23 protein-coding genes are annotated in these 21,847 nt (G+C 42.1%); 15 read left to right on the top strand and 8 right to left on the bottom strand.

Translation table 11 applies throughout. The annotated features are described in order from the left end of the window. Positions 1 to 18 precede the first annotated feature (18 nt). Together V7K69_RS30400 and V7K69_RS30395 are read right to left on the bottom strand one after the other, a co-directional pair. On the bottom strand, positions 19 to 1,911 hold the full coding sequence (locus V7K69_RS30400) for a sensor histidine kinase (RefSeq protein ID WP_335041547.1): 1,893 nt from the start codon (positions 1,909 to 1,911) through the stop codon (positions 19 to 21). 167 nt (positions 1,912 to 2,078) lie between these two features. Beyond that, positions 2,079 to 2,789, bottom strand: coding sequence for a response regulator transcription factor (locus V7K69_RS30395; protein WP_335041545.1), 711 nt, complete (start codon positions 2,787 to 2,789; stop codon positions 2,079 to 2,081). 255 nt (positions 2,790 to 3,044) lie between these two features. Here V7K69_RS30395 and V7K69_RS30390 point away from each other — a divergent pair, with 255 nt between their 5' ends. The 4 genes from V7K69_RS30390 to V7K69_RS30375 all read left to right on the top strand — a co-directional run bounded on the left by V7K69_RS30390 (position 3,045) and on the right by V7K69_RS30375 (position 8,629). Beyond that, a complete protein-coding gene (locus V7K69_RS30390; RefSeq protein WP_335041543.1) occupies positions 3,045 to 3,902 on the top strand; it encodes an Rpn family recombination-promoting nuclease/putative transposase in 858 nt (285 codons plus the stop codon). A 323-nt stretch (positions 3,903 to 4,225) separates the two neighbouring features. Next, the gene (locus V7K69_RS30385; RefSeq protein ID WP_335041541.1) at positions 4,226 to 5,194 is read left to right on the top strand and encodes a DUF1822 family protein; all 969 of its coding nucleotides are present in this window, start codon (positions 4,226 to 4,228) and stop codon (positions 5,192 to 5,194) included. 183 nt (positions 5,195 to 5,377) lie between these two features. Further along, positions 5,378 to 7,714 carry a CHASE2 domain-containing protein gene (locus tag V7K69_RS30380; RefSeq protein ID WP_335041537.1) on the top strand — a complete coding sequence of 779 codons (2,337 nt, stop codon included), beginning with the start codon at positions 5,378 to 5,380 and terminating at the stop codon, positions 7,712 to 7,714. Between the two features lie 78 nt (positions 7,715 to 7,792). Then, positions 7,793 to 8,629: a DUF928 domain-containing protein gene (locus V7K69_RS30375; RefSeq protein ID WP_335041535.1), complete on the top strand. Its 837-nt coding sequence runs from the start codon at positions 7,793 to 7,795 to the stop codon at positions 8,627 to 8,629. Between the two features lie 162 nt (positions 8,630 to 8,791). Here the strand turns inward: V7K69_RS30375 and V7K69_RS30370 are convergent, their stop codons facing one another. From V7K69_RS30370 to V7K69_RS30360, 3 genes are all read right to left on the bottom strand, one after another. Further along, positions 8,792 to 10,198 (bottom strand): NAD(P)(+) transhydrogenase (Re/Si-specific) subunit beta, encoded by a 1,407-nt coding sequence (locus V7K69_RS30370; RefSeq protein WP_335041533.1) that lies wholly within the window; start codon positions 10,196 to 10,198, stop codon positions 8,792 to 8,794. After that, on the bottom strand, positions 10,195 to 10,488 hold the full coding sequence (locus V7K69_RS30365) for an NAD(P) transhydrogenase subunit alpha (protein WP_012408294.1): 294 nt from the start codon (positions 10,486 to 10,488) through the stop codon (positions 10,195 to 10,197). The genes V7K69_RS30370 and V7K69_RS30365 overlap by 4 nt, the downstream gene beginning before the upstream one ends. 81 nt (positions 10,489 to 10,569) lie before the next feature. Further along, complete coding sequence (locus V7K69_RS30360) at positions 10,570 to 11,742, bottom strand: Re/Si-specific NAD(P)(+) transhydrogenase subunit alpha (RefSeq protein WP_335041531.1); 1,173 nt, start codon at positions 11,740 to 11,742, stop codon at positions 10,570 to 10,572. A gap of 363 nt (positions 11,743 to 12,105) precedes the next feature. Between V7K69_RS30360 and V7K69_RS30355 the strand changes: the two genes are divergently transcribed. From V7K69_RS30355 to V7K69_RS30320, 8 genes are all read left to right on the top strand, one after another. Next, positions 12,106 to 12,282 carry a hypothetical protein gene (locus tag V7K69_RS30355; protein WP_335041529.1) on the top strand — a complete coding sequence of 59 codons (177 nt, stop codon included), beginning with the start codon at positions 12,106 to 12,108 and terminating at the stop codon, positions 12,280 to 12,282. A gap of 227 nt (positions 12,283 to 12,509) precedes the next feature. Continuing rightward, positions 12,510 to 13,022, top strand: a complete 513-nt coding sequence (locus V7K69_RS30350; protein ID WP_194142634.1) for a DUF2808 domain-containing protein — start codon at positions 12,510 to 12,512, stop codon at positions 13,020 to 13,022. A 103-nt stretch (positions 13,023 to 13,125) separates the two neighbouring features. Beyond that, the gene (gene rpmH, locus V7K69_RS30345; RefSeq protein WP_012408291.1) at positions 13,126 to 13,260 is read left to right on the top strand and encodes a 50S ribosomal protein L34; all 135 of its coding nucleotides are present in this window, start codon (positions 13,126 to 13,128) and stop codon (positions 13,258 to 13,260) included. Positions 13,261 to 13,286: 26 nt separating this feature from the next. Beyond that, a complete protein-coding gene (rnpA, locus tag V7K69_RS30340; RefSeq protein WP_335041524.1) occupies positions 13,287 to 13,709 on the top strand; it encodes a ribonuclease P protein component in 423 nt (140 codons plus the stop codon). Then, a complete protein-coding gene (locus tag V7K69_RS30335) occupies positions 13,696 to 14,088 on the top strand; it encodes a PH domain-containing protein (RefSeq protein ID WP_292702128.1) in 393 nt (130 codons plus the stop codon). Before rnpA ends, V7K69_RS30335 begins: the two co-directional genes overlap by 14 nt. 206 nt (positions 14,089 to 14,294) lie before the next feature. Continuing rightward, positions 14,295 to 15,446: a membrane protein insertase YidC gene (yidC, locus tag V7K69_RS30330; RefSeq protein WP_335041520.1), complete on the top strand. Its 1,152-nt coding sequence runs from the start codon at positions 14,295 to 14,297 to the stop codon at positions 15,444 to 15,446. After that, a complete protein-coding gene (locus V7K69_RS30325) occupies positions 15,443 to 15,973 on the top strand; it encodes a Jag family protein (protein WP_335041517.1) in 531 nt (176 codons plus the stop codon). The genes yidC and V7K69_RS30325 overlap by 4 nt, the downstream gene beginning before the upstream one ends. 147 nt (positions 15,974 to 16,120) lie before the next feature. Then, positions 16,121 to 16,639, top strand: a complete 519-nt coding sequence (locus V7K69_RS30320) for a YceD family protein (protein WP_335041515.1) — start codon at positions 16,121 to 16,123, stop codon at positions 16,637 to 16,639. Positions 16,640 to 16,835: 196 nt separating this feature from the next. Here V7K69_RS30320 and V7K69_RS30315 read toward each other — a convergent pair whose 3' ends face one another. Both V7K69_RS30315 and V7K69_RS30310 read right to left on the bottom strand, forming a co-directional pair. Further along, the gene (locus V7K69_RS30315) at positions 16,836 to 17,264 is read right to left on the bottom strand and encodes a putative toxin-antitoxin system toxin component, PIN family (protein ID WP_335041512.1); all 429 of its coding nucleotides are present in this window, start codon (positions 17,262 to 17,264) and stop codon (positions 16,836 to 16,838) included. Next, entirely contained in the window at positions 17,264 to 17,485 is a 222-nt protein-coding gene (locus tag V7K69_RS30310) for an AbrB/MazE/SpoVT family DNA-binding domain-containing protein (protein ID WP_335041510.1), read from the bottom strand. Before V7K69_RS30310 ends, V7K69_RS30315 begins: the two co-directional genes overlap by 1 nt. A 612-nt stretch (positions 17,486 to 18,097) precedes the next feature. Between V7K69_RS30310 and V7K69_RS30305 the strand changes: the two genes are divergently transcribed. Beyond that, a complete protein-coding gene (locus tag V7K69_RS30305; RefSeq protein ID WP_335041507.1) occupies positions 18,098 to 18,685 on the top strand; it encodes an SMI1/KNR4 family protein in 588 nt (195 codons plus the stop codon). Positions 18,686 to 18,755: 70 nt separating this feature from the next. Here the strand turns inward: V7K69_RS30305 and V7K69_RS30300 are convergent, their stop codons facing one another. Next, positions 18,756 to 19,442 carry a HEAT repeat domain-containing protein gene (locus tag V7K69_RS30300; RefSeq protein WP_335041505.1) on the bottom strand — a complete coding sequence of 229 codons (687 nt, stop codon included), beginning with the start codon at positions 19,440 to 19,442 and terminating at the stop codon, positions 18,756 to 18,758. Positions 19,443 to 19,506: 64 nt separating this feature from the next. On the opposite strand from V7K69_RS30300, the gene V7K69_RS30295 reads away from it, so the two are divergent. After that, a complete protein-coding gene (locus V7K69_RS30295) occupies positions 19,507 to 21,018 on the top strand; it encodes an AAA family ATPase (RefSeq protein WP_335041503.1) in 1,512 nt (503 codons plus the stop codon). A 120-nt stretch (positions 21,019 to 21,138) separates the two neighbouring features. Beyond that, positions 21,139 to 21,687, top strand: a complete 549-nt coding sequence (locus V7K69_RS30290) for an SH3 domain-containing protein (RefSeq protein ID WP_335041500.1) — start codon at positions 21,139 to 21,141, stop codon at positions 21,685 to 21,687. Positions 21,688 to 21,847: the final 160 nt, after the last annotated feature.

Raw genomic sequence — 21,847 nt, 5'->3', positions numbered from 1 at the left:
AATCATAAATATAAAGTTTTAAAATTCAAATTCCCTTTTAAGTTTCCAACTAATTTCACAGATAGTCCCGCGAGGAGAAAGTGATTCGCGTAGAAACTCTCCTCTTAATTGTTGAGCAAGTATTTTAGAATGCTTTGTGCCTTTATTTTCTAGTTTTGATGTGATTCCCGAACCATTATCTTTGACGGACAATTTATAGTTATTTAAACTACAAACACCTGATGCTTCTACACGCTTGACTCCTTGGGCGTGTTTACCAACATTACACAAAGCTTCTTCCAAAAAAAGACAAACTCCCCGTTTGTCTTCCATACTTAAATATTTATCATCAATTGGGTCAAAATTGCGAATTTTAACTTTTAATGTTTTAAAGTTCTCAAAATCCTTCCGTTCTAAGGTACTAGAATAAACTTCATATAACAAATCGTGAAGTGGTCGATTCAATTCAAGAATTAATCCGCTACCTAAACGTAAACTCTCTTCTGTAGTTAATGCTTCGAGTTTGAGAAATTCGCCAATCTCTCTAATCTCCCGATCGAGTTTTTCAAATTGTCCCAGCAATTGCTCGTAAGAGATATCTTTAGCACGTAGATGCTTTAATCCATAAGCGAGGGTTTGCAAAGGGCCATTATGAATTACGGTAAAAGTGTGTTGAATGGTGTTTTGACGTTCGTGAATTTGCGATCGCAAGAATTTATCATGCTGGTAAAATGCAAAAGCACTCAAACCTACGCCATTCACGGCTAATACAAGCAAACCCGGTGTTACAGGAATCCATACACCCCACACCCACAGCATTATATACCCGCAGCTAAACAGGCAAAATCCTGCTACACTCACACTCAGTATATTTTTCCAAACAGATTGGGTCAGCCGTCCGATCATAATCGGCAAAAACCCCCAAATCAATATCCATGTATACTCTCCAATATCACCCCAACTGTGCAACATTGGGCGACCATCCATTACAGTACTCAAAATTTGACTGATCACATGAGCGTGATAGTCAATGCCATAAATTTGACCGCTTAATTTTAAGCCAGGCAAGGCAGATGTATAAATAGCATCTCCCGTACTCAGGTTACGGTTGCCAACTAACACAATGCGATCGCGCAGCAATTCTGCATCAACTTGACCATTGAGAATATCGCGTAGCGACACAACATTAAAAGGTTGCTCACTGTTGCGGAAGTTCATTAAAATTGACAATCCGCCATCATCAACCCTGACGTATCCGCCAAAATTATGGGTAATTCGGGGTAATTCAATCTCACGGAATCTGATGGTATTTGGGTCATTTTTTCCCGTTTGTAACTCAATTCCTTTTGCATCTAAATACTTCGTAACTAACCGCAATGCTAAAGAATATTTATCTTCGTTGATATTCTTAGGATTCGGCGTATACAACAAATAGCGTCGATTTTTGCTATCCTCATCATTAGGTAAATCAACAAACCCAACTCTTTCGGGTAGCAAGCTCTGGGGTGGTGAAGTTTCTCCGGGTGGTAAAATTTTTTCAATGCCAATAATCTTAGAATTTGACTGTAATACCTGCGCTAGTTGTTCGCCACCAGGTTCAACAGGAACATTTTTGAAGATATCCAAACCAATAGCTAGGGGTTTATAAGTTTCCAGCTTGGTAAGCAACTCTGCAATCTTCTCATCTGGAATTGGATACTGCTTAACCCATGCAATATCCTTTTCATCGATACCCACAATTACTATATGTTCATCACGTTTTTCTAGCGGACGTAAACGTAACATCGTATCGAGAAGCATCCATTCCCAAGATTGCATTCCCCCGGCTATTCGGATCAACATCACCACAAATAGAACTATAATCCCTGGAGGTGCAGCCAGCGACCACAACCCAAATTCTTGGCAAATACGATTCCAGATTCCCCTTCTCATTTAATTTAGGATTTCACTCCCCACACTCAAAAAGCAAGTTATATCAGGGCTTTGCGATTAACAGGCGTGCCATTCGGTCTTGGCTCGTAGTCAAGATGAGCAAGTGGCGTGCAAGGTTTGTACCTTTTTCTTCCTTCTGCCCCCTGCCTCCTGCCTCCTGCCTTTCTTTAATCAATTAAACCTTCTTCACGGGAACGAATTTCGGTGAGGATTCGCATATTCTTACCACTTTGCTTGCAGTCTTCAGGATACACCCCCAAAACATCCTGAATCTTCGTCCAGTAAGTACGTACCGCTCGCTCCGATTTATACATTCTGTCTGCGATCGCCTTATCTGTCAAACTCTCTTCAAAAGCCAAACGCAACACATCCAACCATTCCGGCTTGAGTTCGATTCCTGTTTTGATGTCTTTTGTGTGAGTTGCACCCTGAAGTGCTAAATTAACCCGCATGAGCATTTCATCTTCAGGTAATCCTTTATCTGCGATCGCAAATCCACCCTGATGATTATCAATCTCGTGTTTAATTCTGATTAAGGCTTTCACATAACTAGTTTGCACTATGAAATTCTGATGGGGATATTCTTTAAGTAAAGTTTGCAACAGCTTAATTCCGGTATCAATTTCTGCTGTCTCTCCTTGGCGATCGGGAAGTGATAAATCCATCACAATCAAGTCGAACTGGTAACATTGCACTTGAGAAAGCGTATCTTTTGCCGTCTGAGCCTTGATAATAGCAGCTTCTGGATACTTTCGACTTAAGACATCAAGAGTACCAGTCAAAATTAATTGGTGGTCATCGACAACAAGAATACCGAGCTTCTTTTCCATTGCTAAGTGCCTATAAACTTGATGTTCTTTCAAACTTTTCATCACCATATTTTTATCCAAATTAAAAGTTTTTTTAAGCTTTACTACTCAATACTTAGCCATTGCAGGTAATATTTAAAATCAGCACTCTTTTTAATGTCCTCTTTAAAGTCTCCGCCTATTTTAATTGGAGATGAATGTCTTACCTATACAGAAAAGTGCAAATAATGCCGAGAGAAGATTGTTCATCACCACTAGCTTATTTTCAATTAATGCACTGAGAAGGTTCTGGTGATCTGGATATTGTAGTATGATTTTTTGACGATGACAAAACCCGCAGATGTCAGCACCAAACGCTTAATTAGCCTTGCACCCGACAACTGGGTGAGATGGGTAACTCAAATTCCCGACATTACAGTTGGGGAAATTCTCAACGCAGAATTTCAATGGATAAGTAGGGAAAGTGATGTTTTAATCCGCGTTGAAAGTCCCCTAGATGGAGAATTTCTAGTTCTTACCGAGTTACAATTACGGTATAACTCCAAAATGCCCCGCCGAATGCGTGCGTATGCTTCTTTAGCGGAAGAGAAGTATAATTTATCGGTCTATCCTGTACTAATCAACATTCTGAAAGTAAGTGACACGCAAATTCCCACAACCTACACATCGAATGTTGCAGGTTTACAATCACGTCAAGATTATCGCGTCATTAATTTGTGGGAAGTTGATGTGAATATTGTCTTTGAACAACCTTTACCATTATTGCTTCCCTTTGTACCAATTCTCAAAGGCGGGGAGAATGAATCCATAATCCGGGAAGCATTACAAATTTTGCGTAGAGATGAACAATTAAACCAACTAGAAACAGTTTTAGCTTTTTTTGCTACTTTTGTACTAGAGAGTGCCTTAGTTCAGGAAATCATGAGGTGGGATATGGCTGTGTTGCGCGAATCACCTTGGTATCAAGAAATTTTACGCGAAGGAGAAGCCCGTGGGGAAGCCCGTGGAGAAGTTCGTGGAATTCAGACGGGTCTTGAGACGTTATTAGAGATAAAATTTGGCAATCCTGGCTTAGAATTAATGCCAATTATCTATCAAATTAAAGATTTACAGCAATTGAAAGCAATTCAACAAGCCATCAAAACCGTAAATTCCGTTGAGGAATTGAGGCAGCTTTTATAGTATAATTACTTAGTCAAAAAGGTATTAAGTTGCAGTTTCCTTCTTAGAAAGATGAAAGATTTCCCGTTCTAAGTTCTGTACACCCGTGGATCTGGAGTATTCTCGAATAATCTTTTAGATCAGTGCGATCGCCTTGCCAGTATATATAAAGTAGGCGTTGCCAAATATAAATATCAATTAGTGCGATCGCCTACGCGATCGCATTTTCCGCAATTCCCAATCCCTTATTAAATTTTTCTAATAATCATTCTCTATTTTGTGGCATAAATTTAGTGAATGCGGATGATATGTACATAGCAGCATTGATCACTAAAGATTGATTTATGAATAACTCCACCCATCAGCTAGACGATTTCGCTTTAACATTACCGATTCCCCAATTAGCTCGCATCACTGCCCAGAAATTTGCTAACCAACAGGCAAATTCAGAAAAAGCAGAGCAAGTTCGGCTGAATACGCTAGCTGTGTGGGTGGTAAATGACTATTTGGAAATGATGGATATTCCTACCAACCTCCAAGCTAGCGACAGTTGGAACCCCATCATGCGCCTCTGCGGAAATATCGCTGACTTAGAATTGCCCTCAGTTGGTCGTCTAGAGTGTCGCCCTGTCCATCAGCATCAAGAGATATGTTTTATTCCCCCAGAAACTTGGGAAGAACGGGTGGGTTATTTAGTAGTTCAATTTGATGAATCACTCCAAGAAGCGAAGCTGCTTGGTTTTATTCCTAGTGTAGCAACTGAAACACTGCCTTTAAAACAACTGCAACCATTGGAAGCATTTATCGACCATTTGGGAGAACTACGTCAATCTCCAGTTAGTTCACTTGTGAATTTGAGTCAGTGGTTTACTGGTATATTTGAGGCAGGTTGGCAAACGATTGAATCTTTGTGGAACTTGCCGGAACTTAGACCAGTTTATGCCTTTCGTAGTACCGAAACTTTGGAACTCAATGCCCTCAATCAACCAGAATCAATTACTAAACGGGCAAAACTGATTGATTTAGGTATCCAAATTCTTAACCAACCCGTTATGTTGATTGTGGAAATCAGCCCAGAAAAAAATCAACAAACCAGTATTCATCTACAATTGCACGCCACTGGGAATCAAATCTACTTACCACCCGGAGTTCATCTCACCGTTCTAGATAGTTCGGGAGCAGTATTTCTAGATGCTCAATCGAGAAAATCAGACAACTACATTCAGTTACAGTTTCGCGGTGAACCGACAGAACAATTTAGTGTTAGGGTAGCCATTAATGATACTAGCATTACTGAGCATTTTCAGATTTAAAACATCTAGCTATTTTCCCTCTTTGTCGGTAATTTATTAAGTGCTAATTAGTTAATTAAAAATTAAAAATTAAAAATTCAAGCCAGTTTTGGGGATTTTGAAAAAAGTCTGCAAAAGCGTGTGGAGCTTGTTATGAGACATTAGAACAGGGGATGATTTTGCACAGAGGGGATAGTGACGGTCATGGGTAAGTTAGTGGTTCTGAAGTTCGGAGAGGGTAGCTTTGAGCAGGGGTTTGCTGTCACCCTCCAAATTGGTGAAGAACATGAGCGGGCGGCAATAGAAATCACGGGGAAACTACCTTCATTTCCCGAAATGCCGCTTTATTATAGTCATTGGCAGTCTAGTTATCGGCAGATAGGCAATCGTTATCGTCTCCATGCTGACAAAATGCAGGTAACGAATGTCTCGATGATTCAAGACTGCGAAAACACTTCCCGTATCTTACGGGCCCGCTTTAATACCTGGTTGCGAGCAGAAGAGTTTCGCCATTTGAGAGAAAAATGGTTAGAAAGATTGTCGTCCGAAGAAGAAGTGCGAGTAATTTTGCAAACAGAAAATAGCCAGTTACAGCTATTGCCTTGGCATCTGTGGGATTTGTTAGAACGCTACCCCAAGGCTGAAATCGCTCTTTCTTCACCATCTTACGAGCGCATTCACAAGCCACGCCCAAAAAATCCATTAGTCAATATTTTGGCTATTGTGGGCAATAGTCAGGGGATTGATACTGAGGCCGATCAAGCTTTACTCCAACAGTGTGGTAACGCAGAAGTCTGCTTTTTGGTCGAACCACAACGAAAAGAATTAACCGAGCATCTTTGGGGAAAAAACTGGGATATTCTCTTCTTTGCTGGGCACAGTTCCAGTAACAAAAATGGAGAAAGTGGACGAATTTACCTGAATAAAACTGATAGTCTGACCATTGGCGAATTAAAATATGCTCTGAAGAAAGCCATTGAGAACGGCTTGCAACTAGCTATATTCAACTCCTGTGATGGATTAGGATTAGCGCGAGAATTGGCTGATTTGCAAATTCCTCAAATAATCGTCATGCGTGAACCAGTCCCAGACCAGGTTGCGAAGGAATTCTTAAAGTATTTTCTCCAAGGCTTTGCTGGTGGTGAGTCTTTATATCAAGCGGTACGCCAAGCACGGGAACGATTGCAAGGACTTGAGGATCGATTTCCCTGTGCAACTTGGCTACCAATGATTTGCCAAAATCCCGCGCAGATACCACCCACTTGGGATGAATTAAGGTCTACAACAAAACCTAAAGATACCCCAAATTTAGTTTTGTCTACCAAACGCAGATTAGCAACAACTTTGTTATCTAGTTTGGCGATTACAGGTTTGCTTTTTGGGGTGAGATGCTTAGGATGGCTAGAAAGTGTAGAAATTCCCGCCTTTGACCAGATGATGCGATCGCGCCCTGCGGAGCCGCTAGATTCGCGTCTGTTGATAATTGCAATTGATGATGACGATCTGGCAATTCAAAGACAGAATAATGAGTCCTTGATTGGAGCTTCCATTTCCGAAAAATCTCTTAACAAAGTATTGGCAAAACTGAATAAATATCAACCCCGTGCGATCGGCTTGGATATTTACCGTGATTTTCCAGCTAAACAACCAGATTTAATTACTCGTCTTCAAAAAACTCAAAATTTGGTTGGTGTATGTAAAGGAAGTGATAGCACAGCAAACATCACTGGTATTAAGCCAGCACCAGAAATCCCCCCAACAAACCTGGGATTCAGTGACTTTATTCACGATTCTGATGGAGTTATCCGTCGCCATCTCCTGTTCATGAACCAGGAGCCGACATCGTTGTGTCCTGCTACCTTTGCATTCAGTCTACAACTAGCCTCCTTATATCTGCGCCCTTCAGGAATTCAACCAAAGTTCACCCCTGAAGGGAATTTGCAACTCGGTAAAACTATTTTTCCGAATCTGAAGTCTCGCACTGGCGGCTATCAGAATATTGATGCTAATGGCGGTCAAATCTTACTTAACTACCGCTCTCCAAAACAGATAGCTCAAGAGGTGAAGCTGACCCAATTTTTAGCTAGTCCAATTAACCCCAGTGCTATTAAAGACAAGATTGTTTTGATTGGTGTGACAGCAAGGGGGGATTCTCCAGACACTTGGCCTACACCCTATGGGGCTCCTTTAGATGAGCAAATGCCAGGAGTGTTAGTACAAGCCCACATGATCAGCCAGATTCTCAGTGCTGTGCAGGATGGGCGGCCATTGCTGTGGGTTTGGTCGCTTTGGGCTGAGGCGATCTGGATTTGGGGCTGGTCTTTGGTAGGAGGAGTTTTGGCTTGGCGAAAGTTTTCCTTGCCTTGGTTGGCATTGGCAGTTAGTATTACCTCTGGTGTTCTGTATATACTTTGCTTTGGTCTATTAATTTCCGGTGCTTGGGTGCCATTTGTCCCGTCAATTTTGTCGCTAGTAGCCACGGTTAGCCTGATGTCAATTTATAATTCAGCAACTAAAGTGCAGGTAGAGAATGGGCAATAGGGAAATATTTTTTTGATTAAATTTTTAGATAAGCAGCAGATAAATCTACCAGGCTTACATAGTTCAAGAAGGTTTTTTATGAAGTCCAATTCACAACCGATAAAACTGTTTTTAGTAGTAGCTTTTAGCTGTACCAACTTATTAGTTAGCTTGACTCCAGTACTGGCGAAACCAAACGTCGGTTCTTCAACTAGTGATGCCTATGGTGGGCTACGCCTAGGCTCTGAAGCTAAAACAAGCCATACTAAATCCACAACCTTTAATCAACCTCCAATTCCATCTGGCCCTCCTCCTGGAGGCCGCGTTCGTGGTGGAGCGAAGCGCAACCTAAATGGATGCCAAATTACTAAACATGACCTGACTGCTTTAGTGTCCTTTACTCAGGAAGCTAACTCAGTAATCAATGTCTGGGGAAAGACAACACTAGAACACCCAAGTTGGTTTTTCTATGTGCCATATACCAAAGATTTTCCTTATGCAGTTGAATTTGTGCTGCAAGATCAAGACTCTAACGAGATTTATAAAAAACCGATCGTTCTACCAGAGAAAGCAGGAGTCATCAGTGTGTCTCTACCTACCACTTCTCCTAGCTTGGCACTAAACAAACAATATCGCTGGTTTTTCACCATTAGCTGTGACCAGGAAAAGAATGCTCCCCCGACTTACGTTGAAGGGGTAATACAAAGAGTCGAACTCAATCCCGCCGTAGTTAAAGAGCTAGAAACGACAGAACTTTTGAAGCGCTATGCTATCTATGCCCAAAACGGGATATGGTACGACGCACTTACCACACTGGCTCAACTACGCCAGAAAAATCCTAAAGATGCAAAATTGCAAGCAGAGTGGCAGAATTTGTTAGGCAGCATCCATTTAGATGATATTGCAGCAGAACCGATTTTTTGGGAGCAACCTTAGAGGATGTTTGAAAAGTCCTCTTCTTGGTAGCAAAACGTTAAATTTTAGAAAACTAGCTCCATTCATTAAAAAAACTTGCCTCAGAAGCATCACACCCCCAAGACAAGCTAACTCTCTAAATTCTTTACTCTACGCTCTCTGCGCCTCTGCGGTTCGTTTCTCTTAAAGTTGCTTCACTTCCGAAACCAACTTCGCCACCATATCCTTCGCACTACCAAAAAGCATCGTAGTTTTATCCTTGTAGAACAACTCATTGTCTACACCGGCAAAACCCGTACTCATCCCGCGCTTAATTACAATCGTCTGCTTTGCCCGATCTACTTCCAAAATCGGCATACCATAAATCGGGCTATTTTTATCACTCCGCGCCGCCGGATTTACCACATCATTTGCCCCAATTATTAAAGCCACATCTGCTTGTTCAAACTGGGGATTAATATCATCCATGTCGTATAACTGGGTATAAGGCACATTTGCCTCTGCCAACAACACATTCATGTGCCCCGGCATTCTTCCAGCAACGGGGTGAATAGCATACTTGACATCAACGCCCATCCGTTCTAACTGATCTGACAATTCCCGGACGCTATGTTGCGCTTGAGCAACTGCCATACCATAACCGGGCACAATTACCACAGAACGGGCATAACCCAACATCATCGCCCCTTCTTCAGGATCGATACTGCGGACAGTTTGATCGGTTGCACCACCACTAGCAGCAGCACCACCAGAACTAGAACCTGTACCAAAAGCGCTGAACAGCACACTAAATAAGGAGCGGTTCATCGCCTTACACATAATCTCGGTAAGGATTAAGCCAGATGCTCCCACCAAAGCACCAGCGATGATTAACATATTGTTCATCACCACGAATCCAGCCGCCGCCGCCGCCACACCTGACAACGAGTTCAACAGCGAGATTACCACTGGCATATCGCCGCCACCAATGGGGATGACGAACATCACACCCAACACCAATGAAACGCCAACCACTCCCAAGAATATGGGTAAGCTATCTGGTGTGATGATTAAATAGGCACTACCTACTATATAAGCACCCAGAAGCAAGAGGTTAAATGGTTGTTGGAATGGAAATGTAATCGGCGAACCGCTAATTAAACCTTGCAATTTGGCAAAGGCTAAAAAGCTACCTGTGAAGGTAACACCACCGATTAACACGTCCAATAGCATGGAAATGTTAACATCTAGGGGTATCGGCTGAGAACTATCTAATAACCTCCAGAATTCTGCAACGGCTACTAATGCCGAAGCTGCACCGCCCAAACCGTTGAGTAAACCCACCATTTGGGGCATTTCGGTCATTTGGACTTTGTAGGCAACGATCGCACCAATCAACGATCCAATCACCAAGCCCAACAATATCATCTCGTAGTTCAATACATGCTGATCCAGCATTGTTGCCACAATTGCTAGCAGCATCCCCACTGCCGCTACAATATTACCGTTTCTCGCTGTAGCAGGTGATCCCAGCTTTTTCAAGCCCAGAATGAATAACGATGCAGCGACTAAGTACGTCAGCTGAATGCCAGTTGGTAAAAAGTCGCTCACGCCTTAATCTCCTTCTTCTTGAACATTTGCAACATTCTGTCTGTTACTAAGAAACCACCCACAACGTTGATTGTTGCCAATACCACAGCAATCAAACCGAGAATTACTGACACACTCGTATCTCTCGCACCAGCAGCAACTATTGCTCCCAGTACCGCAATCCCAGAAATCGCGTTTGAGCCTGACATTAAAGGCGTGTGTAAAGTCGGTGGGATTTTGTTGATGACTTCAAAGCCGATAAAAGATGCCAAAACAAATACAAACAAAGCAGCAAGTAATGCCTCTGTCATGAAATCAAAACTCCTTTTATAAGTGGGAATGGGGAATTGGGCATTGGGCATTAGTTCTTCCTCCTCATCCCCCTCATCTCCCTAATTAACCGCCGGTTGTTGAGTATTCAAAGCTTGTAGCGCATCCCGCACTCGTTGATTGCGAATTTCACCAGCGTGGGTAACACAAGCTGCATCAACGATGTCGTCGCTAAAGTCTACCTGCAAAGCTTTGTCTTTAATTAGCAATTGCATCAACGATGTAACGTTCTTGGCATACAATTGGCTGGCGTGAATTGGCATCGATGATGGGAGATTGATGGGGCCGATAATTGTCACACCGTTCCACACAATATCTTTACCGGGTTCTGTACACGCACAGTTACCACCCTGTTCAGCAGCCAAATCCACAATTACTGAACCTGGTTTCATTTGTGCCACCATTTCTTCTGTAACGAGCCGTGGTGCTTGTCTCCCAGGAACTTGGGCTGTAGTAATCACTACATCAGAATTTTTGATGTGTTCGGCGACAACTTCTTGGGTGCGTTGTTTACTAGCCTCAGAAATTTCCTTGGCGTAACCGCCAGCAGCGACGGTTTCTTCGTCTAATTTGACTTCAACGAATTTTGCCCCTAAGCTTTGCACTTCTTCTTTGACGGCGGGACGAATATCAAAGGCTTCTACCACTGCTCCCAAACGTCTAGCGGTGGCGATCGCTTGCAATCCCGCTACACCAGCGCCCATAATAAATACTTTCGCTGGAGCGATCGTACCTGCGGCTGTGGTTAACATTGGGAAGTATTTCGGTAATGCAGCTGCGGCAATTAATACTGCCTTGTAACCTGCTAATGAAGCTTGCGAGGACAAAGCATCCATACTTTGCGCCCTAGTAGTACGGGGAATCATTTCCATACTCAAGGCTGTAATTTTCCGGTTTGCTAGTTGCTGTGCTACAACAGGATTTCCTAAAGGATTGAGGAAACTGACTAATACAGCCCCTTCCTTTAACAAGTCAATTTCTGAGCGCCCATCTTCTCGTTCTTGTGGTGGGCTGACTTTCAAAAGAATATCTGTTTCGCCCCATAATTTGGCAGTATCACTGATTATTGTGGCTCCTGCGGCTTCATAATCAGGATCGCTGAAAAAAGATCGCTCTCCTGCACCTGTTTCTACCCAAACTTCTAAACCTTGTTTTACCAATCGAGCAACGGTGTCAGGAATTAATGCTACACGACGTTCACAAACTTCAATTTCTTTAGCAACTGCTATTCTCATGAAATCTCCTGAAGATAAATACCTAATCTCTGCCAAGTAAGTGATTGTCTAGATGAGGGATATCCCGCACTTAATAGTACTTAGGCAGGAACATCAGCTATGACTTTTACTTGTAGATTGAACCTTGAATCTTTCCTCTCCCACTCTTAGCTTTCCAGGCAAATCCTCACTTTGCCGCTCGCAGATGTCATATTTCCAGATAGTTGCAAACAGGGTTACGTATTGCACATCCTAAAATTGATTCCCAAATTTTGCATCTTTATCTTTAGCCTGTTTTCGGGATTGAAAAATTTTGGTATTCCTTTCTTATAGAGTAATATTGACCAAATTTTGAAGGCTTGATAATTTCCAAATCAAATTTTAATGATTACGACTTTGATTCCAATCCAACTTATTTTAATCAATTTAGCCCAACTTAACTGGCGATCGCTGATGGCACGCCTCAATTTTTATAACAAAATTCTCAAATTTAGATACACTTATACATATTTAGAAACACAATCCCATCCCAACGGTATTTCTATTGAGTTCAAAATTTGACCAACCTAGTCATCAAATCAGGACTCTATAAGGGTAATGAAGTAAATTGGTTATATGTAAAATTTATTGCTAAGTAATTTTACGCCGTCTAAGCATCAGGGAGGATGGCACTTTTTGTTGTTACTGAACGTCAATTGTCAGGAAGTGAGTAGTAAACTTTAGTAACGAATACTAACACACGGTTATTTTAGATAACAGATTTATTTTTTGGTAGAGGAAGCTCAATTATGCGACGTTTACTTTCCGCTTTAGCCGTGACTAGCTGTTTAGTGACTGGATTTCCAGCCCTGACTTGGGCACAAAGTTTACCTGGATTTACGCTGTTTAGCGGCGTTAAAGCCGAAAATCAACTGCCCTTCCGATTAGATTTTGGTGGACAAGCCAATGGTTGGGATCGATATATATTAAGGATTCCAGCCCAAAGAATGAAATTGGCTGTTGGTCAATTTGCCATTACCTACCCTAATTATTACAAAGGAACTTTTGACCAGAACAAAATTGAAGTCCGAGTCAAAGGCAAAGCAGTTCCGCTTTCTGAGGTGAAGTGGGACAAAGAAGGTAAGCTGATTAATATTTTTCCCCAAGAGCCTGTACCAGCAGGTAGCGCAGTTGAGGTAGTCTTATCTAACGTGAAAAATCCATCTTTTGGAGGCGTTTACTACTTTAACTGTCAAGTGCTTTCCCCTGGTGATGTACCACTATTGCGCTACATGGGAACATGGATTTTGAGCATCAATTAAGAGTGCTGATTGGGTGTAACCATGCCCAATTTCCAATTCACTAAAAAAGTGATACAATTAGAGATTGTGAGTTTTTATAAAAATCACCTAAGAGGAGAACAGTATGAAAAGAACACTAGGCGGTACTAGCCGTAAGAGAAAAAGAACCTCTGGTTTTCGTGCCAGAATGCGGACACCAGATGGTAGAAACGTGATTAGAGCTAGGAGAAAAAAGGGCCGTCACCGTTTGAGTGTTTAGGGCATATTTAAGCTAAAAGAGTATCTGTGGCTTTGCCTAAAGCAAATCGGCTAAAATCCCGCAAGGATTTTCAGGCAGTTTTCCGGGAAGGAATTCGGCGTAATGGCTCTTATTTAACATTGAGAGCCTTAAAGCCGTTGTCTTCAAGAAAACCTTCTTTGGACACTGCCACTCAGACTACACAACCAATTGACTCACTGCATATTTCCAGCATCCGCATTGGCATTTCTATAAGCACAAAAGTCAGCAAAAGGGCAGTGGTTCGCAACCGAATCAAACGGCAAATTACTTCTGCTTTATATAATTTGTTACCCAAATTATCACCAGGATGGCGATTAGTGTTTATTGTCAAACCTACAGCAGCAGAATCTAAGTGCGTAAGCCCACAATTTCTGCAAGAATTAGAGCAGTTGTTGGCACAAGCTGAGGTGTTCGATGGGAATTCGTGAAGATGTTTATTATGAAGGTGGCCCCCACATTGGCGATTTAATTGTCAACCTGATAATTGGGCTAACCATTGTCGGGATACCATTAACAGTGGGGGCAATTGTCAGAGCATTGTGGCTGCGTTTCCGCATCACTGATCGCCGAGTTACGGTGATTGGAGGTTGGCAGGGGCGCGATCGCACTGACATAATTTACTCAGAAATTGTCAAAGTTGTCACAATTCCCCGTGGCATTGGCTTGTGGGGAGATATGGTACTAACCCTAAAAAACGGCAGTCGTCTCGAATTGCGTGCAATTCCCAAATTTCGGGAAGTCTATGACTACATTAATGAAAGAATTGCTGCGAAAAATCCCGAATATACGGTAGCTGCTAATAAGTAATGGGAGCAGGGAATAGGGAATGCCGAATTTGCTCAGATAAAATACAAAATTCAGAACTTCGCACTTACCAAAAAATACATACCACTCCCTACTCCCCTACTTTTGGCATGTGCGGCTATCCGTAGCTAAGGGTAGTCGCACATAATTTATGATTTAGATAAATTAGATTCAGTCAGTTTACAGTACCTCAGGTTGAATTCAGAATAATGGATTTTGGTATCGGCTTTCTCTCGAACAACGTGATGCTGCCAATCATAGATTTCTTCTATGGTATTGTGCCTAGCTACGGATTGGCGATCGTTGCTTTGACATTGATAGTCCGCTTCGCGCTCTATCCCCTGAGTGCTGGCTCAATTCGCAATATGCGGAAGATGCGAATTGTACAACCTCTGATGCAGAAGCGGATGGCAGAAATTAAAGAGCGCTATAAGGATGAACCGCAAAAGCAGCAAGAGGAAATGGTCAATGTCCAAAAAGAATTTGGCAACCCCTTAGCAGGCTGTTTTCCGTTATTAGTACAAATGCCGGTCTTATTAGCGTTGTTTGCCACTTTGCGGGGTTCTCCTTTTGCAAGTGCAAACTACAGCGTTAACCTGCAAATCGTTCCCGCAGAACAAATCGAGCAGATTCAACCGCAAGCCTTTGCTACTGCTCCTCAAAATATTTATGTTGCAGATGGGGAACACGTTAAAGTAGCTGCAATCCTTCCCAGTGGTAGCAAACTGGCCGTTGGAGAACACACTAAAATTCAATATCAGACTGTTGAGGGCAAACCATTTCAGGTACTTTTAGCAGAACATCCAGAAAATAAGCTAACTCCTGATTGGAAAATCACCAAAGGCGAAGAACGAATAAAAATTGATGCTGAGGGCAATGTAGAAGCCTTACAACCAGGAGAAGTTAGTATTCAAGGAACAATTCCTGGACTAGCAGCAGAAAAAGGCTTTCTATTCATTGATGCTTTAGGCAGAGTTGGCGCACAAGATGCAGATGGCACAATCCACTGGGATATTGTTGCCATGATCGTCTTCTTTGGAATCAGCCTTTATGTTAGCCAAATGCTCTCTGGGCAAAATTCCAGTGGTGGCAATCCGCAGCAAGATACAGTTAACAAAATTACTCCAGTCATATTTTCTGGGATGTTTTTGTTCTTCCCCCTACCAGCCGGGGTGCTGATGTATATGGTGATTGGTAACATTTTCCAAACTGCACAAACTTATCTTCTCTCCCGCGAACCTTTACCAGAAGAACTGCAAAAAATTGTAGAAACTCAGGAGAAAGAAGTAACAGTCACCGAACAAAAAGCATTGCCATTTGAACCGAAAAGTTCCAAGAAAAAGGCCACAGGGGGATCATGAGTAACATTTCGATGCAGCGAGGTCAGCAGTGGTTAAAAACGCTGCTGGAACTCACTGGAGTACCTGCTGAGATTCAAGGTCATTTAGAAACTACCCAATCTCAAGACAGCGATTCCCCAGAACCAGATAATTACTGGTTGACAATCGAGCAAACTAATTTGACGACAGAACAAATCCAGGTATTAATTGGTACTGATGGTTCTGTGCTGGATGCGATTCAGTATCTAGCAAATTCGGTTTTAAACCTGAGCCAACCCCCAGAGGAACAAGCCTCTTACACTATTGAGTTGAATGGCTACCGGGTCAAAAGAGAAGCCGAAATTCGCGCATTAGCAGAAGCAGCAGCCGATGAAGTGCGCTTTTCTGGTAGAGAAGTGGAAATCAAATCTCTTAGTTCTGCTGAAAGGCGACAAATCCATACCTTCTTGAAGGAATTTGGAGATTTGGAAACCTTCAGTCGCGGTAAAGAACCGCATCGCCATCTGGTTGTGCGGCCAGCTTCGTTGGAAGAAGAGAGACGCGATTAATCGCGTCTGTACAAGAGTTAAGAGTTAATTGAAAGCTCAATATAATTTCAAAATTTCTCTTGTTCCTAAAAGCTAAAATAAAGATGTAGTATCAGTATTATTGCTGGTAATCACCATTAATTTTCGTGAGGATGTCTCACAAATCCTATGGACGCAATTTATATTCCGCAGCTAACCAAAGCCCCGGAGCGGACAGAGGAAGTTCAAGTTGAAGAATTTCTGCCTGGTCTGGAAACGTTAACACCAGTTCGCGGTCATGTGCGCGTGCAGCATCATGGCACTTACCTGGAAGTATCTGCTCAGGCAGAAACAATTATTACTTGTACCTGCAATCGCTGCTTGCAGCAATACAATCGCCGCTTAGGGCTTGATACCAAAGAAATTATCTGGTTAGACGAAGCTGCAAATCAAGTAAATGACTTGCCCCTAGAAAGGGAAGTGATTATGGAAGAGTTGCTGGAAACCCTGCCACCCGATGGTCATTTTTATCCCAACGAATGGCTATATGAGCAGATGTGTTTGGCAGTACCTCAGCGACAGTTGTGCAGTAGGAATTGTCCAGGTATTCCTGTAAGTAGTACTGCTGAGATTTCTGATAGTCCTGAAACTCCAGTTGATAACCGTTGGGCTTCTCTGGAAGCACTGAAAAAGCAACTTCCGAGCTAATAGCCTATTGCTGATGGCTCAAATTCTGTGATTTCCCGCCCGTGCGTAGTTTACGAAAAAGATAAGGTTCAAAGCCTCACCCCTTGTGGGCGATAGCTCCCTTGCTCCCTCGCTTCCTTAGTTGAAGCCCCACCCGCAAGTGGCGTGGTTTTTCTCCTCTGCCCCTCTGCTTTTTCACAAGGGATCACCAGAAAAATTAGGGTGACTGACCATCAATAACATTTAGAAAATCTTCAGCCGTGATAATCGGGCAAGAAAAATTATCTTTTAGACTGAGTAAATCGCGATCGCCCGTCATGAGATAATCAGCCTCACTTACCACAGCCAAAAGTAAAAAAGGCACATCAAACGGATCACGACATTCAGGAACTACAGGCAAGCAGCCGGGCATCGCTACAGCTTCACAAAAGAGTATGTAATCCGATAGTAAATCTTCTTGCTCAGTTGGCGTGAGCTTAAACTTTGGATAAGCCAGCACTCGGATTAACTCAGTTGTTGTCGCTTTAGAAACCAGTGGAGTGAAGAGATCGTCCTGCCATGCCAAACGAAGCCTAGATACTCTGCCCCCAAATATCAGCGCTGAGATGATGATATTAGTATCAATTGCCACCCGTGGACAAACCATTACGATTGACGCGCCCAAGCCACTGCATCAGCCACATCCTGCTCACTTAGTCCTAAATCCGCCAGCTTAGATCGAACTGCATCAGCTCTCTGAATTTTTACAGGAGTCAGAATAATTTGCCCTCCCTCCACCTTTACCTCAAAATACTTAGCCTCACCGATTTCACGAGTAATGCTTTTAGGCAGCGTTAGTTGATTTTTAGAAGTTAACTTGGCGAGCATGACTTGCCTCCTAGTCTTTGCTATCAAATGTAAGGATTCCTTACTTGAGTATATACATCCTACCTTACTAAATCTAAAACCTTCCCAGGTTTGGTAACAGAACATTAAGAGCATCTTAACCAAGGTGATTTCCCGCCCGTGCGTAGTTTACCGCCGTAGGCATCGCAATTAGTCCAGGTATTCCTGGAAGTAGTACTGTTGAGAGTTGTGAGTCCTGAAACTCCAGTTGATAACCGTTGGGCTTCTCTGGAAGCTTTGAAAAAGCAACTTCCGGGACAGTAATTTAATAATTCCGTCAGACTAAAGTCTGCGGCTACACGAACTAAGCCTGTCTACACAGGCTTATTGCTTTATATTTTATTAAATACTTCTGGTAGGAGTTGATAGTCATATTTCTATCTAAAAAATATCAAAAATTGTTATATTTTGTCAATTATTAAAACTAAGTCAATCAGAATGTTTAGAAGCTCTTGTCTGCGTAGCTGCGATTTCTAATCACCTTGGCTTTTCAAACAACCCCTAATGTTTAACATCAAAATTTATCAGTTAATACTATTAAAGCTTATTTTGTTAAACTACTAATTAGTTAACTTTAAATCAAAAAATCACATAATGAAGGCTTTTGACTGGGAAAGTCGTATTAGAGAATGGAGCCGTCAGCAAATAGAAGCACTTGAAGAGTATGAGCAGGAAGAGTTATCTCCAGAAGTTATTGAATCTGGATTTTTAGGCTATCCAGGCGCAACTGAAGAGCAAATTTCTGCTGCTGAAGCTAGATTAGGTGTAACCTTTCCGCCTTCTTACAGAGAGTTTATCAAAGTTTCTAATGGGTTATATTCTACTTCAGAGTATGGCATCAAATTTTCTTCAGTTGAAGAAATTCAGTGGTATATTTTAGATAGAGAAAGCTATATAGATGAGTTAATAGAACTGCACCAGAATTTGAAACCAATACCAGACGAAGAATATTTTATTTACGGTAATGAGCAATCTTATATTCGTGTAGAACATCTACAAACGTGTCTAGAAATTAGTACTGAAGAATATTTTATGATTTTTTTACTTAATCCTAAAGTTATTACAACTAATGGTGAGTGGGAAGCTTGGTTCTTTGATTCTAAATATGGAGACGCACAAAGATATCCATCTTTTGGTCAAATGATGGAAGAAATATTAAACGACCCAGAATTTTTAGGATGAACTACGTAAAACCTAACCCCTTAAGCCACAAGAGGAGAAGTTTTCCAGATATTGTGAAAAGTCAAACCTATTATTCAGTTTGGTTAATTTCTTCTTTAATTTTTTCTAAAAATAGACGAAATGAAGAATCCGAAGTATAGCCTCTTTCTTTTAACATTCGACTCATTTTGAAACGAGTATAAAATTCTGCTGTTTTGTTGTCTATATGAATTAGAGCGTCAATTATATCTTGATTCCACTCATCAAGATTTATAAAAGCGTCAACACACAAGTTGTGAGTATATTCATATGAACTTTTATAGATTAAATCAATTAGAGCGTTAACAGCCTCTCTATTACCTTTTGCAATAAATCCTAAACTATAAGCAACATACTGCCGAGTATGTTCTTCTTCAGTTATTTGTGCCAAACTTATTAGACTAGTAATTGCATATTGATTACCAACAGCAATTTTTGCCAAATTCTGAGCTGCTATCCTGCGGGTAGGTATACGAGCAGTGTTGATTTGCTCAATCAGAGTTTGGATAACATCATTATTATCAGTACCAATTTCGCTCAAACTTTGAATTACTGCCCAGCGTGTTGGTTCATCAATTGTGGTACGTACTACATGAATCAAGGCAGCTATTACATCCGGGTTATTAGCACCAATAAATCCCAAATGTTTAGCAGTCTGTTTGAGAATAGCGTTATCTTGACTTGTGCATAGTTGCTGAACGAGAAAAGCAATATTGTATTGTTCTTGCTGGTTACTCATTGGCTTTCTGAACCAAGAAAGTTGTACATTGCGTTCAAGATAAACTAACCAATAACAGCTATATATGAACTTCCGTGAAGAGTTTAAACTGCTGCTACGCGCCCGTTACCCCTTAATTTATATTCCCACTTATGAGGAAGAACGGGTAGAAGCAGCTATCCGGGAAGAAGCAACCAACCAGGGTAATCGCCCAGTGTATACCTGGGATTTTGTCGATGGCTATCAGGGAAACCCCAATGATGTGGGGTTTGGGCGACGTAACCCGTTGCAAGCTTTAGAATTTATCGAAAAATTACCAGCTTCCGCACCTGCGGTATTAATTCTCCGAGATTATCATCGCTTTTTAGATGATGTAGCGATCGCTCGCAAACTCCGCAATCTCGCCCGACTTCTCAAGTCGCAACCAAAAAATATTGTCCTATTGTCGCCACGCATCGCCATCCCTGACGATTTAACCGAAGTGCTGACAGTCGTCGAGTTTCCCTTACCCGCCGCCGCAGAAATTAAAACTGAGGTGGAACGCTTACTACAAAGTACTGGTAACTCACTTTCTGGCCAAGTTTTAGATGACTTGGTGCGTTCTTGTCAGGGGCTTTCGATGGAACGGATTCGTCGGGTTTTAGCAAAAGCGATCGCTACCCACGGCGAATTGCAACCAGAAGATGTGGATCTCGTTTTGGAAGAAAAGCGCCAAACTATCCGCCAAACCCAAATCTTGGACTTCTACCCCGCCACTGAGCAAATTTCTGATATCGGCGGACTTGATAACCTCAAAGACTGGCTGATCCGTCGGGGAGGCTCATTTACTGATAAGGCTCGACAGTACGGATTACCGCACCCCCGTGGTTTAATGTTGGTGGGTATTCAGGGAACTGGTAAATCGTTAACGGCAAAAGCGATCGCTCATCACTGGCATTTACCCTTACTACGTTTGGATGTGGGCAGGTTATTTGGTGGTTTGGTGGGTGAATCAGAATCTCGAACTCGGCAAATGATCCAAGTAGCTGAAGCCCTCGCGCCCTGTATTTTATGGATTGATGAAATAGATAAAGCCTTTGCTGGAGTTGGTAGCAAAGGTGATGCCGGAACAGCCAGCCGTGTGTTTGGTACTTTTATTAACTGGCTAGCTGAAAAAAGCTCACCTGTTTTTGTCGTCGCCACTGCCAACGACATCCAAGCCCTACCGCCAGAAATGCTGCGTAAAGGGCGATTTGATGAAATTTTCTTTGTGGGATTGCCCACCCAAGAAGAGAGAAAAGCAATTTATGATGTTCATTTATCCCGATTGCGCCCCCATAACTTGAAAAGTTATGACATCGAAAGATTAGCTTATGAAACACCCGATTTTTCTGGGGCAGAGATTGAGCAAACTTTAATTGAAGCAATGCACATTGGATTTAGCCAAAACCGTGACTTTGCTACTGACGATATTTTAGAAGCAGCAAGTCAGATTATCCCCTTGGCGCGAACTGCTGTAGAGCAAATTCAGCAACTCCAAGAATGGGCGGCGGCTGGGAGAGCGCGTTTAGCATCGAAACATAATCCTTTAAGCGAACGCCTCCGGCGCACTACATAAACGCATTTGGCAGTAGCTACAATAATTGATTAGTTAATAATTGCTGAGTCAATAGTCAACAGTTAATCATGAATTACTATTGACTATTGACTATTTACTACTGGCGATCGGGTTTTAACTATGTTGTCTGGCTTAACAAAATTTATACTTGGGATTTTCTTAGCGATCGCTGTCCTAATCGGTGGCGGCGCTGCAATTGCACTCTATTTTATGAATCGCACCGGCATACCCCCTGCCAAACCTGTTTATTCCAACGATAGTCCCTCGGTGAAAGCCCAAGCTCCAAAAGGAACTGAGCCTGGAGGAGCTAAACCCAGCCTGACACCTGGAATATCTACTAAACCATCTCCAACCTCAAGCCCTACTCCCACAGAATCACCAAAGGCTACCCCATCACCAAAAGCATTGCCATCGGGAGCTTACCGAGGGCGTGTTAGTTGGGCTGAAGGCTTGAGTTTGCGATCGCAACCAAATCTAGAGGCTGAAAAAATTGGTGGGGTTGCTTTTAATCAAAAAATTATTATTTTGGAAGAAAGCGAGGATAAAGGTTGGCAAAAGATCCGTTTGGAAGATAGCGAACAAGAAGGTTGGGTGAAAGCAGGTAATACTGAAAAAGTTGATGAACAAAAGCCTGAAAAACCAGAAGATACACAAAAACCAGAGCAATAAAAATTCCATAAATTTTGTTGCTCTGAAACCGTGATGGCTCTTTAATTTTTCTCCCTTGTTCAGAGCAGTTCCCCTACCTCCTGCTTCTTCTGAAAAATTACTTGTAAAGAATCATACAAATAACAAACATGACACAGAGAAAATAGTATAATCTTGTATG

It is taken from the genome of Nostoc sp., assembly GCF_036917775.1.
In the GTDB taxonomy this organism is placed as follows: Bacteria; Cyanobacteriota; Cyanobacteriia; order Cyanobacteriales; family Nostocaceae; genus Nostoc.
Note: the sequence above shows the minus strand (reverse complement) of the source record. Positions and strands in the feature narration are given on the sequence as shown.